11 protein-coding genes and 3 tRNA genes are annotated in these 13,477 nt (G+C 37.8%); 8 read left to right on the top strand and 6 right to left on the bottom strand.

The window, feature by feature from the left end; translation table 11 throughout:
• Positions 1–8: 8 nt before the first annotated feature.
• Positions 9–1,526, bottom strand: a complete 1,518-nt coding sequence (exaC, locus tag MT390_RS11285; RefSeq protein ID WP_166371742.1) for an acetaldehyde dehydrogenase ExaC — start codon at positions 1,524–1,526, stop codon at positions 9–11.
• 124 nt (positions 1,527–1,650) lie between these two features.
• Between exaC and MT390_RS11280 the strand changes: the two genes are divergently transcribed.
• On the top strand, positions 1,651–2,574 hold the full coding sequence (locus MT390_RS11280) for a helix-turn-helix domain-containing protein (protein WP_166371741.1): 924 nt from the start codon (positions 1,651–1,653) through the stop codon (positions 2,572–2,574).
• A gap of 164 nt (positions 2,575–2,738) precedes the next feature.
• Here MT390_RS11280 and MT390_RS11275 read toward each other — a convergent pair whose 3' ends face one another.
• Positions 2,739–3,065 (bottom strand): hypothetical protein, encoded by a 327-nt coding sequence (locus tag MT390_RS11275; protein ID WP_166371740.1) that lies wholly within the window; start codon positions 3,063–3,065, stop codon positions 2,739–2,741.
• 230 nt (positions 3,066–3,295) lie between these two features.
• On the opposite strand from MT390_RS11275, the gene MT390_RS11270 reads away from it, so the two are divergent.
• Positions 3,296–4,243, top strand: coding sequence for a patatin-like phospholipase family protein (locus tag MT390_RS11270; protein ID WP_166371739.1), 948 nt, complete (start codon positions 3,296–3,298; stop codon positions 4,241–4,243).
• Between the two features lie 27 nt (positions 4,244–4,270).
• Here the strand turns inward: MT390_RS11270 and MT390_RS11265 are convergent, their stop codons facing one another.
• Positions 4,271–4,525, bottom strand: a complete 255-nt coding sequence (locus MT390_RS11265; RefSeq protein ID WP_166371738.1) for a TIGR03643 family protein — start codon at positions 4,523–4,525, stop codon at positions 4,271–4,273.
• A 276-nt stretch (positions 4,526–4,801) separates the two neighbouring features.
• Between MT390_RS11265 and MT390_RS11260 the strand changes: the two genes are divergently transcribed.
• Entirely contained in the window at positions 4,802–6,664 is a 1,863-nt protein-coding gene (locus MT390_RS11260; RefSeq protein WP_499441185.1) for a PhoX family protein, read from the top strand.
• A 324-nt stretch (positions 6,665–6,988) separates the two neighbouring features.
• Here the strand turns inward: MT390_RS11260 and MT390_RS11255 are convergent, their stop codons facing one another.
• From MT390_RS11255 to trmB, 3 genes are all read right to left on the bottom strand, one after another.
• Entirely contained in the window at positions 6,989–7,426 is a 438-nt protein-coding gene (locus MT390_RS11255; protein WP_166371736.1) for a universal stress protein, read from the bottom strand.
• Positions 7,427–7,625: 199 nt separating this feature from the next.
• The gene (locus MT390_RS11250) at positions 7,626–9,518 is read right to left on the bottom strand and encodes a tetratricopeptide repeat-containing diguanylate cyclase (protein ID WP_499441183.1); all 1,893 of its coding nucleotides are present in this window, start codon (positions 9,516–9,518) and stop codon (positions 7,626–7,628) included.
• A gap of 594 nt (positions 9,519–10,112) precedes the next feature.
• Positions 10,113–10,859, bottom strand: coding sequence for a tRNA (guanosine(46)-N7)-methyltransferase TrmB (gene trmB / locus MT390_RS11245; protein WP_499441181.1), 747 nt, complete (start codon positions 10,857–10,859; stop codon positions 10,113–10,115).
• Positions 10,860–11,146: 287 nt separating this feature from the next.
• Between trmB and mutY the strand changes: the two genes are divergently transcribed.
• From mutY to MT390_RS11220, 5 genes are all read left to right on the top strand, one after another.
• On the top strand, positions 11,147–12,211 hold the full coding sequence (mutY, locus tag MT390_RS11240; RefSeq protein ID WP_499441179.1) for an A/G-specific adenine glycosylase: 1,065 nt from the start codon (positions 11,147–11,149) through the stop codon (positions 12,209–12,211).
• 3 nt (positions 12,212–12,214) lie between these two features.
• The gene (locus MT390_RS11235) at positions 12,215–12,487 is read left to right on the top strand and encodes an oxidative damage protection protein (RefSeq protein ID WP_028870440.1); all 273 of its coding nucleotides are present in this window, start codon (positions 12,215–12,217) and stop codon (positions 12,485–12,487) included.
• A gap of 288 nt (positions 12,488–12,775) precedes the next feature.
• Positions 12,776–12,851, top strand: a tRNA-Phe gene (locus MT390_RS11230).
• A gap of 155 nt (positions 12,852–13,006) precedes the next feature.
• Positions 13,007–13,082: transfer RNA gene (locus tag MT390_RS11225), tRNA-Thr, on the top strand.
• Positions 13,083–13,137: 55 nt separating this feature from the next.
• Positions 13,138–13,213, top strand: a tRNA-Phe gene (locus MT390_RS11220).
• The last annotated feature ends 264 nt before the right edge of the window (positions 13,214–13,477 follow it).

The raw sequence follows: 13,477 nt of genomic DNA, 5'->3' as shown, positions 1-13,477 counted from the left end.
AATAATAATTAGAAAAATCCCATTGGGTTAATATCGTAGCTGATCAACATATTTTTCGTTTGTTGATAATGCTCTAACATCATTTTGTGATTTTCTCGCCCTATTCCCGATTGCTTGTAACCACCAAATGCGGCGTGTGCAGGATATAAGTGATAACAGTTTGTCCATACACGACCGGCTTTAATACCTCGGCCCATTCGGTAAGCTCGGTTACTATCGCGCGTCCATAATCCGGCTCCTAAACCAAACTGTGTGTCATTAGCAATTTCCAATGCATGGGCTTCATCTTTAAAGGTTGTTACACTGATCACCGGTCCAAAAATTTCTTCTTGGAACACGCGCATATCATTGGTCCCTTTTAATAACGTTGGCTGAATGTAAAAACCTGCATGAGCCCCTTCTACGTTTTCAATGGCACCACCAGCAAGTACTTCAGCGCCCTCTTCACGACCGATATCAATATACGAAAGAATTTTGTCATATTGGGCTTTAGAGACTTGTGCTCCAACCTGACTTTCCGTATTAAGCGGATTACCTTGAATAATTGCTTTGGTTCGTGCAATAAGACGTTTAATAAATTCATCGGCAATTGACTCTTCCACCAATAAACGTGATGGGGAAGTACAAACCTCACCTTGGTTAAAGAATGCTAAAGTCGCACCTTCAACACATTTATCAATATAAGTATCTTCGTGATTCATAATATCTGCAAAGAAGATATTAGGTGATTTCCCGCCTAACTCTACGGTCGAAGGGATCATATTTTCCGCTGCACATTTCAAAATATGTTTACCAACTGGGCTTGAACCAGTAAAAGCAATCTTAGCAATACGCGTTGATGTGGCTAAAGCTTGTCCTGCTTCTGCACCAAAGCCATTAACTATATTTAACACACCAGGCGGTAACAGATCACAGATCAGCTCCATCAAGAATAAGATAGAAAGAGGGGTTTGTTCCGCAGGTTTTAAAACAATGCAGTTTCCTGCTGCTAACGCAGGTGGGATTTTCCAAGCCGCCATTAATAATGGGAAATTCCAAGGGATAATTTGCCCCACCACGCCTAATGGTTCATGGAAATGATAGGCGACGGTATTTTGATCTATTTCACCAATAGAGCCTTCTTGAGCACGAATACAGCCTGCGAAATATCTAAAATGATCAACGGCTAGCGGTACATCTGCGCCCATTGTTTCACGAATACATTTGCCGTTATCCCATGTTTCTACTAACGCCAACAATTCTAGATTTGCTTCAATACGATCTGCTATTTTCAATAATATATTAGAGCGTTCAGTCACTGAGGTATTACCCCATGCTTCTTTCGCCTGATGCGCGGCATCTAAAGCAAGTTCAATATCGTCTCCGTCAGAACGCGCAACTTCACAAACATCATCTCCGGTTACAGGTGTCTTGTTGGTGTAATACTTACCATTAACCGGCGCAACCCACTGCCCGCCGATATAGTTATTGTATTGTGCTTTAAAGACCACTGTCGATTCCATTGAACCAGGATTTGGATAAATCATGAACACCTCTCAGTTATTTTCACTCCATTGTGTAATAGTTATCATATTCATTAATTTGTAGTCTGCGTGACTGTAAATTCACAATTGTTGACTGTCAGTTCCAAATCTAAAGAGAATGATATTTATGATAAGTGAAAGCCTTAATAAGCAACGTAAAGCACATCAAGTCTTAATAGAAAGCAAAATATCCTTTGCTGGAGAGCAAGCTGAGTTGAGTGTTTATGACACTTTTGAGCAGGCAACCAATATTGAACTGGTTTCTGATCAACTCATGTTTTGTGGAATGTTGACGGGTAAAAAAATAATGCACAATAATCAGCGTGATTTTGAAACGCATTTTTTACCGCACGAATCCTTTATTATTGCCCCTAATCGCATGGTTGAAATAGACTTTCCTACGGCAACGATTGACAGCCCTACTACATGTATCGCTATCGAAATAAGCCAGAAACGTATAAAGAAGATTTGTAAGCAATTGAATAATAGCGCGCCACTTTCAGTTTACGAACAAGAATGGCGCTATGACAATAAATTAATGCACACTCACCATAATACTCAGACTCAAGCATTACTGGACCGCATGATAGGTATATTTAGCGAAAACCATCAAGACAGAAGCTTTATGATTGATTTGGCGGTGAGTGAGTTAATTACACGCTTACTGCGACACCAAACCCGTGACTTTATTATTTGCCACAGTTTAGCTCAGCCCGATCATAACGGTATTAATAGCGTCATTGATCATTTACATAAAAACTTAAGAGAAGAGATTAATATAGATAGTTTGAGTAAAATTTCATGCATGAGTCGCACTAAGTTTTTTAACGAATTTAAACAGGTAATAGGGAGCACGCCACGAGAGTTTCTATTTCAACTACGTCTTAAAAAAGCAGCCGACTTATTAAGAAAGAATAAATCAGTAACACAAGTCTGTTTTGCGACAGGTTACCTAAATACCAGTCACTTTAGCCGCAGCTTTAAAAAGTTCTTTGGTATGAACCCAAGTGAATACAAGCTTCGACACTGCCCTCCTTTATTAAGCTCGTAAATACTTGTTACAAACTTCCTTTGGCAGCGCCATATTCTTGAATATTTCGATTAAACATAGCGATTGAACGTAGCCTTTAGACAGCACCCTTAAACAATATTATTAAATAATGTCCTTAAACAATGCCGTTAAAGAATGCCATCAAGCAATTCTATTAATGAGTGTTATTGCACAATATTGTAAATGTAAGCAGCGGTGATCAGAATCACCATACCAATGCCTTTCAGTAAGCCCTTTTTATTAGCTTGATCATCGACCTTCATATATTTACCAGAACCAAAATGAGCAAATACACACAGTAAAATAGCCAAAATCAAGGCAATTTGCTCCCCTTCTTTTGCACCATCAAAAGCAGAAAAAATGTCACCAATCATAAGGCTGATCGCCGATGGAATAACAAATAATGGCGTACGTGTCAGTAGAGAATAGGCAATAAAAAAGACAAGTATTGTTAGCGGCAGGCGGTAAGGGGTTAACTTAGACGGTTTCATAATGTTCTTCTATTAGGTTAAGTAATTATTAAACGCGTAGATTACCTAAGCGAATATTTTTAGCAATCTATTCGGTCCATAAAGTCGTCAAACTCACTTAAGTAGTGACCTGCCACAAAAAATCAGCAGATTTAGTAACATAGTCTTTGGCTATTGCACTAATGACAATAAACGATTTAACCTAACTCTTATAAAAGGATAAATTATTAGGACATAACCTTGGAGAAATAATGAACCAACTCACTAATAATACTTTGTCTAAAAACCACTCACCGATGAAAGTTGGTAATTGCTCTGCACCCTTGCCAATTGAAGGTACTGCGCTAGTGGTTGAAGGAGGAGGACAACGAGGTATTTTTACAGCAGGAGTATTAGACAGTTGGTTAGCACATGACTTTAATCCCTTTGCATTACTAATTGGAACATCAGCAGGTGCACAAAATTTATCAGCTTATCTCACTCAGCAATCGGGTTACGCTAAACGTTCAATAATGCAGTTATCAAAGCACCCAGAATTCTTTAATATGAAGCGTTCATTTTTAGGCGGGCATACGGTTGATCTTGATTGGTATTTTAATAAGGCTCAAGAGCCTGAATACCAACTTAATTTAAACTGTGCACAAGCTCAACTGCAACATCGTCAGCTGCTTTTCTCTGCAACCAACACTAATGGCTTTCGCCCTGCGTTGCTTGAACCAACAGCAGACAGTTGGTTAACAATGCTTAAAGCATCCAGCGCGTTACCTTATTTATATAAAAAAGGGGTTGCGATTGATGGAAATTATTATGTCGATGGTGGTGTTGCACTACCAATACCCATTCAAGAGGCTTATCAACGCGGCGCTAAAAAAATAATAGTAATTAGAACCGTTCCAACCGATCAAAGTGCACATTCTCCATGGGCACATAAGATCAAATCTTGGGTATGTAAAACACAACGCTGCCCTCGTGTATTAGATTTAATTACAGGACATGAGAATGCCTACAGCGAAGCAGTAGACTTTATACATCAACCACCAGCAGATACTCAGATTATTGAAATAGCGCCCGCTAACAAGCTATCTAGCCGCTTGTTGGGAAGCAGCGATCAAGCATTAGCGGCAGATTATCAAATGGGATATGAAATTGGCACACGCTTTTTAGAAAGCCAGTCGGCACAATTATTCACACAGCATTAAAAGTAAAACGAATTAATGTTGTTTATATCAACGCTGCTTATATTGTGTTGGGCAATAGGCTCGACTTATCTCAGGCGACCTTAACTTAAGGTGCTTACTTTTGCGACCGCTGACACGGCGACGCCATAATTTAAAGCTACCCGCTTTCATTTTATTACGCATGAGTTTGATGACGCCTTGCTCATCAAGACCAAACTCTTGTTTAATCGCTTCAAAGGGGGTTCTATCTTCCCAGGCCATTTCTATCACCCTAGACTCTTCACTTTCACTAAATACTGTCATTCAAATTCCTACCTTAATATTTAACCTCCGTTCTGCATAAGCAAAACGAACCCACACTGTTATTTAACAAATGAATACGTTGAACAAGCAATCTGGGTTTAACTACTGGTATAAAAAATAACGTGATTACTCAATTTTTATTATTGGGCTTTTAATATTTGACTAAGGTTATTTAAGTCGGCTGTAAAATTTTTTGAAGTGTAATAAAGCTGTCATACAGGTCCTTTAGGCTACTGCACATTGAATAAATACTCCCCCCAAGAATAAGGAAGTCTAATGTCGCATTTTTTAGAGAAAGAAACTGATTTCAGTAAAATGGTTGATGCTCGTTTATCTCGCCGTAATTTTTTATTTGCTTCAGCAGCAGTCGGTGCAGGTGCATTTTTAGCACTCAATCCTGTCGCGAAAGCAGTGGCGGCAACGATGGATAGCACTCTATTAAACTTTACCGCTATTCCGACTTCAACAAGTGACAGTATTGTGGTGCCAAAAGGCTACAGTGTGAGCAACTTAATGTCATGGGGAGATCCTATTTTCAATCATGCACCGGCTTTTAATGCAAATGGTCAACAAGACTCAGCAGCCCAAGCGGTGCAATTTGGTGATAATACCGATGGCATGAGTATTTTCCCGCTTTCCAAAGATCGCGCTATTCTTGCGGTGAACAATGAATACACTAATTATGAGTATCTGTTTGCACATCAAGGTAAAGCAATGACCGCTGAGGATGTTAAAAAAGCACAAGCTGCAGTGGGTATAACCATAGTAGAAATCACTAAACAGAATGGTCAATGGACGATGGATAAAAACGGCAAAGCAAATCGCCGTATTACAGCCAATACTGAAATGTTAGTGACAGGGCCAGCTGCAGGCCACGATTTATTAAAAACCAAAGCAGATCCAACGGGTAAAAAGGTATTAGGCACCTTTAACAACTGTGCGAACGGTGAAACACCTTGGGGAACTTATTTAACCTGTGAAGAGAATTTTAATGGGTTCTTTGGTGCAGAAGCTGATGTGCCATTAACAGCTGATGATAAACGTTATGGAATTAAAGCAGAGCAAAGTAAATATCAATGGCATAACTTTGATCCACGCTTTGACCTTGCTCAAAACCCAAATGAACCTAACCGCCATGGTTGGGTGGTTGAAATTGATCCAAACGATCCTACTTCAACGCCATTAAAACGTACTGCTTTGGGGCGCTTTAAACATGAGAATGCCGCATTAGTGGTTAATGATGATGGTCATGTTGTTGTTTACCTTGGTGACGACGAGCGTGGAGAGCATTTATATAAATTTGTCACTAAAAATAAATACCAAGAAGGCAACCACAGCGAAAATCGTAACTTACTTGAAGAAGGAACGCTTTATGTGGCTAAGTTTGCAATGCAAGCAGACAAGCTAGAGGGTGACGGTCAGTGGTTAGAGCTCACTTACGGCATGAATGGCTTAACCAAAGAAAATGGCTTTAATAGCCAAGCAGAAGTGATGATTTTTGCACGACGTGCAGCAACACAAGTCGGCGCAACTACCATGGACAGACCAGAATGGGTCGCTGTTCATCCTGATAAAAAACATGTTTTCTGTACCTTAACTAATAATAAAAACCGAGGCGTAAAAGAAGGGCAAGATGTTGAAGGCCCTAACCCTCGTGCCGAAAACCACTACGGTCAAATCGTCCGCTGGGCACCAACAAACCATAACCACACTAGTGCAACTTTTAAATGGGATTTATACTTAATCGCGGGTAATCCAACCGTCCATAAAGATAACCTATACGCAGGCAGTAACAATATTAATAAAGATAATATGTTTAATAGCCCAGATGGTATCGGCTTTGATAAAGCAGGACGTTTATGGATCCAAACCGATGGTAATTACTCAAATGAAGGTGACTTTGCAGGCCAAGGTAATAACCAAATGTTATGTGGCGATCCTAAAACAGGTGAAGTACGTCGCTTCTTAACCGGTCCAGTTGGTTGTGAAATCACAGGCTTAACCTTCTCAGAAGATCAAAAAACCATGTTCGTCGGAGTACAGCATCCAAGTGGACACTTTCCTAATGGTAATACGAGTAAACCCCGCTCAACCATTGTCATGATCAGTAAAGAGGATGGTGGTGTGATCGGTAGTTAAAGATCGATACAAGGATAATGGCGTTGATTACGAACTAATGTTAACGCTATTAATTTGTCGGTATTGATTTTGAAAGGACAATAAAAAAACATGCTCGATACATTGGTATTGAGCATGTTTATTACTGATAAATAAATTGCTGCGGATAAATCATGGCGAATAAATCGCAGTGACTTAATATAGAAAATACATTTCAGAAACTAAATATAGAAAATAACTCTCAGAAAACAAATCTCAGAAAATAAAAGCCACCAGCAGAGTTAACTGTGATGGTTTAATGATTACTAAGTAATTGATAAGTAATTTGCTATTAGTATTAAAGCTTTATCCATCCAATGAGATGACTAGTAGGTCAACCGTGGAAGAATTCATTAATCCACTAGCAGATGGACTTAATCGACTCCAAAAATCATGGTGATGACCACATACGATCAAGTCTATACCCGCTTCTTTAACCGGTTTCTCTAAACTATGACTGATGTCCCCTTCAACGATAAACTTACGTTCAATAGGGTAACCAATATCAGCGGAAAAAGTCCCCAATTTATCACTCAGTTCTTTCGAACTTGGATTCTCAAACTCCAGCCCTGCAAGCTCTATATCAATTAACCCACCGTATCCAGACTCATGAAACATTTGTCTGTTGGAATGGACTAAAGATAACTTAGCATTTAATGCTTTAGCCAGATTGACCGCTTTTTCAAGAACATTCTGGCTCCCCTCATCGAAATCGATAGCAACTAAAATATGACGGTAGCTCATCTGTTTTCTCCTCAGTTATTTGCCTCTTTATAATATTAGTACTGAACGTATAACTGATTGTGTATTTACCTAACATAAATACAAAAATATCAGCCTTTTAAGCACTCTATTGATCTAGATCATTTTATTAATAAGCTCTTTCGGCGCTTAAAAATTTCAGATAAATAATCAATGTAAATACAGTTCTCCCAGCTTTGATTTACTTAACTTTAACGCAATTTCGTCCCGCAGATTTAGCACAATAGAGAGCTTTATCTGCTTTGATCAGTAATGGCGACAAATCTTCTTCATCACTATAATCAGCGACGCCCGCACTAACGGTTTGCTGTAAATTAGGAGAAATAGTTGACCAGTCATACTTAGCAATGTTCTCAACTAACCTATTAGCGATTTCTATCGCTTTAGTTTTATCGATATTAGGCAATAACACCACAAACTCTTCACCGCCGATACGACCGACTACATCTGAATCTCGCATCATACTTTTACTAATTAAGGCAATTTTTGTGAGTACTTTATCGCCCATATCATGTCCAAAAGTATCATTAACGTTTTTAAAATGATCGGCATCAAATGAGATAATTGAAAACGGTGTTGCTGATTCCTTAGCTTGATTTAAAAATTGATTGCCTTGTACATAAATTTCACGTCTATTTACAAGCTTGGTAAGTTCATCGGTGCAGGCTAGATATTTAAATTGTTGTTTACTTTTTAATTGCTTATAAGCGAAGATCAATGCAATCACTAAAATAATAAAAACCAAAATTAAAATGATGACTTGCATTTTTTCGTTACTCTGCAATATATCTAATTGCCTTTCTTTATCTTTAGATCGTTGAATAAGTACTTCGTTTTCAGTTTTAATTTTGTTTGTATCAAACTGTGTTTGCATCTTCGCATTACGTTCAGTAAAAACCTTTTCATCTATTAATAAATGTCTGGTGATAAATTCATTTAATGCTTGATAAGCAAGTGACCAATGACCAGAAGCTTCATAAATATTGCTCTTTAGACGCAACGTATCAAGCGTTCCACGAATATGGTCACTCAATTCAAATGATTTTTCAGCAATAAGAATATTTTTTATTGCCTGCTCATAATTTGCTTGCTTGTAATGAAGTTGAGCCAGAAAGAAGTTAAGGTAACTGTATATATCATCATTGCCCGGCTTTACTATTTGCTGTGCTTGTAGCAGAAATTGATCAGCTTCTTTCAGCCTACCTAAACTGATTAAGTTAGCGGCAATACTAATAGTCGCGTCAACAGCATTCAATGGATCATCTTTTGCTAACCAAAAGTCATGAACTTTTTGAAAACGCAATATGGCTTCTTCGTAATGTTCGAGTTTTTCTAAAGAAAGCGCAATATCATTAGTTATCATATTCGCATCGTAAAAATTCTTATTATTTAGATAAATCTGCTCTAATATTATTTGGTATTTAAGTGCCGTTTTAACATCCCCAAAACGGCGATAACTATTTGCTAACTCAGCTAAATTATTATTAGCCTGATAAGGTAAGTTAAGCGATTCATATATATTTTGCGCAACAATCAAATCTTCAAGTGCATCAGTAAAATTGCCTAGATAAGACAATATTGAACCTCTAATACTTCGACCGTCGGCAATTAAACGAGGATTTTCTATCTGGTAAGCATGTTTGATAGCGGTATCAATTTGGGCAACGACTCCTTCATTTTCACCCAGTATATGCAGATACCAAGTTTTGCAATATTGCAAATCAATTTGAACCGGTGATGTTGAAGAGTGCATGAATATTTGCAGGTATTTATCTGCATAGCTGATAGCAGCTTGGATATCTTCTGTTGTTTCCTCAGGCAAATTCCAACAATTTAGGCGGATATAGCGTTTTTGCCGAGTAACATCATCTGCAGCCAAAATAGCTTTGTACTTGTCGAGTAACTCACGGTTATTTTCATCAGATATAAAATAGCCAGTTTCTAACAAGTTATAAATTTCATCGGCTTTGGGGTTGCTTAATGCATTTTCATTTGCACTTGCATTAAAAACGAAGCTTATTGTAAAAATTATAATAAAGACGTGAAAAATAGGTGCTGTGAATGATTTTGCCAAGTGACACGCCCTTCTTCATCTGATTTTAATATTAAAGTTACACTAATTTACATTATTAGCATCAAAAAAATATCGCTACACTTTAAACTTTTACAACTCTTTAACATCGCATTCATTAACACATTAGCTCTCTGATGTTTATAGAACGCCTTAACTACTAGGCTTTCAGAGATATACCACTCCCTGCAGACAACAGATAAATTATTCTCATTTTTTTATATATCTATATTTTATAGGCAACTACCCCCGCTCTTTCAGAATAAGTTATCACCTCTAATTTTTAGTGAGAGATGACTAAAAATTAGAGAGACACTTTTTCTTGGACAGCTAATTACTTTTAAAATCAAATCGTAGTTAAAAAGACTATATTCATTAAACGTAAAAATAACGTAAATCAAAAAGTGCTCTAAATTAGTTTTTATAGATAATGACAAAAACTTTCAATAATTTATGCATAAAAAAAGCGAATACTGTTTTCACAATATTCGCTTCATAAATAGTTGTTTGGAGTTTCCAGCTAGATTGTTAGTTTCCAATTAGATGGTGCGTATTTCCAACTAGAATGACCGTACTCAACCGCTAAAAATAACTTTCTTAGCTAACACGCTCAAACAATAAATCCCATACGCCATGACCTAAACGATGACCACGAGATTCAAATTTAGTTAGCGGACGCCAGTCTGGACGAGGTGCGTAATCACCTTCTGAACTAATGTTTTTGAAGTTGGTTGCTGCTTGTAAGACTTCTAACATATGTTCTGCGTAATTTTCCCAATCAGTTGCCATGTGAATAACACCACCAATCGCTAATTTCGGACGCATGTTTTCAATAAACTCAGGTTGTACGATACGGCGTTTATGATGACGCGCTTTATGCCACGGGTCTGGAAAATATAATTGAAACGTCGATAAGCTTTGGTCAGGGATCATAAACTCTAATACTTCAACTGCATCATGATTCATCACGCGTAAATTAGTTACGCCAGCTTCACCAGCATCCGCTAAACATGCACCAACGCCGGGCCCATGTACTTCAATACCTAGAAAGTTTTTCTCTGGTGCATTTAAGGCCATTTCAATTAATGACTTGCCCATACCAAAACCAATTTCTAATACTACTGGATTGCTGTTACCAAACAACGCGGTAAAATCGAGTTGTTTTTCTTGGTAATCCACACCCATTGTTGGCCACAAATCATCGATCGCAGTTTGCTGACGTTTGGTCATTCGGCCTTCGCGCTTTACAAAAGAACGAATTTTACGAATATATTTTTCTTTAGTGCTTTCAATGCTGTTTTCTTCTGTTCCATTATCTGTCGCAGACTGGTCGTGCTCTGTCATTTTTTTACCTTTAATTGGTCAGCTATAACTGTAATTGGGCTAATGATATCACTTCCATTGATTATGAGCTTAAATTTTAAACAAAGAACTTCAGCCAATACAAAGCAATATTTCCTGTAAGCAATTGTTCTGTTTATAAAATTTTTAATGCTGTCATGGTTTAGTAAAACCAATTAAATTACTCAGCTATTTTAGTGGAGTGAATATTTGCCGTGCATTATGCAATGTTATATTAATTGTGCAACTCTGCTAGACTGTTGCTCTTTTTTATTAGCGAAGAGTTTCTAGTGAGTGAGTTGCATTTTAGCCAAAGAATCAATGATTGGCACCAACAACATGGCCGTAAAACCTTACCATGGCAGTTAGACAAAAGTTTGTATAAGACATGGGTCAGTGAAGTGATGTTGCAACAGACTCAAGTGGCGACAGTGATCCCTTATTTTAATAAGTTTATGCGTTCATTTCCCTCTATTTCATATTTAGCGAATGCCCCTATTGATGAAGTATTACATCATTGGACAGGGTTAGGTTATTACGCACGAGCCCGTAATCTGCATAAAGCTGCACAGATTATTCGTGACCAATTTGATGGACAATTTCCTGAACAGTTTGACGATGTGATTGCATTACCGGGCATTGGCCGCTCAACAGCTGGTGCTGTATTATCGTTAACTTTGAATAAGCATTTCTCTATTTTAGATGGCAACGTAAAACGTGTTTTGACACGCCATCAAAAAATTGAAGGCTGGACGGGTGAAAAGAAAGTTGAAAACAGGTTGTGGGCACTCGCTGATTCGGTAACGCCAGCAAAAGATACCAATGTATTTAATCAGGCCATGATGGATATGGGCGCGATGATTTGCACACGAAGCAAACCAAAATGTGATCAGTGCCCTGTCGCCGATGATTGTTTAGCATTAGCAGGCGATTGCATGACCGCTTACCCCACACCTAAAGCTAAGAAAAAAATCCCGGTTAAAACAGCGGTGATGTTGGTACTTAAAAATAAAGAAGGACGAATACAGTTAATACAGAGACCGCCAGTTGGAATATGGGGTGGTTTATGGTGTTTTCCTGAATTTACAGATAGTGAAGCTGCTTTAGCGCATTTAATTGAGTTAGGTATCAAAAATTATCAAACAACAGAACTAGCGACTTTTCGCCATACTTTTAGTCATTACCATTTTGATATTTCACCTATCTTGGTGGACTTTACCCAACAAGAATTAAATCAAGTAATGGAACAAAATGACCAGCTTTGGTATAACCTACAACAACCACAAAAAATTGGATTAGCCGCTGCCACAAAAAAGATATTTGCTGCCGTTAATAAAATCACGCACAAGGAATAAATAATGTCTCGTACTGTATTTTGTACTTATTTAAAAAAAGAAGCACCGGGTTTAGACTTTCAATTAATTCCAGGTGAAGTTGGTAAACGTATTTTTGATAATATCAGTAAAGAAGCTTGGGCGGGATGGCAACAAAAGCAAACCATGTTGATTAACGAAAAGAAACTAAAAATGCTCAATCCAGATGACCGAGCTATTATCCAAGAAGCAATGATTGGTTATTTGTTTGAAGATAAAGATGTAGAGATTGAAGGTTTCACACCAGAGAACAAATAAGCCCATGTTGTTTGTGACTACATTTAGAGCACATAATGCTCAAAGTACGAACAAACGCATTAAATTATGAATAAATGCGTAAAAATAGGTTGACGCTCGACGCTAAAATCTATTTAATACGCCTCGTTCCTGATTCATTAGCTCGGTCACATAGATTGAAGTTATAATCATTAACAAGATACTTAGTTAACTCAGTCGAATAGATTAGGCAGAGTTGAAAAGTAAAAACGAGACACTTCGTTAACTCAGTCGAATAGATTAGACAGAGTTGAAAAGTTATAAAAAGATGCTTCGTTAGCTCAGTCGGTAGAGCAGAGGATTGAAAATCCTCGTGTCCTTGGTTCAATTCCGAGACGAAGCACCATTATTTAGTTTTATTGAAAAGATTTATTTCAATCAGTAAAGAGAGTGAAAAACTCTCACCAAGTGGTTCATCTTTTAATATCAGAGACGAAGCACCATTATTTAAGTTTATTGATTAGTCGATAAATAAGAGCGAAAGCTCAGAACGGTTTATGTGCCGACTTAGCTCAGTAGGTAGAGCAACTGACTTGTAATCAGTAGGTCACCAGTTCGACTCCGGTAGTCGGCACCATTTACAAATCATCGTAAGATGAAATTTATTAACTTTGTTAGTAAATAAAAGTTTTGCTTCGTTAGCTCAGTCGGTAGAGCAGAGGATTGAAAATCCTCGTGTCCTTGGTTCAATTCCGAGACGAAGCACCATCATTTAAGCCCATAGTAATTTATTACTATGGGCTTTTTTGTATCTAAAACGGAAATGTCCTTGGTTTAACTCTTTATTTAACCCCTCGAGACGAAGCACCATCATTTAGGCCTCAAGCATGCAAATGTTTGAGGCTTTTTTGTATCTAAAGCGGAAATGTCCTTGGTTAGCTATTGGTTTAAAAATCGGCGAGACGAAGCACCATCATTCAAGCCGTAGGTATGAAAAATTTAGGGATTTTCAGTATCTGAGCGGAAATGTCC

The sequence above is a fragment of the Vibrio sp. 2-Bac 85 genome (genome assembly GCF_037546705.1).
Taxonomy (GTDB): domain Bacteria; phylum Pseudomonadota; class Gammaproteobacteria; order Enterobacterales; family Psychromonadaceae; genus Psychromonas.
This window is presented reverse-complemented; position numbering and strand designations above follow the sequence as displayed.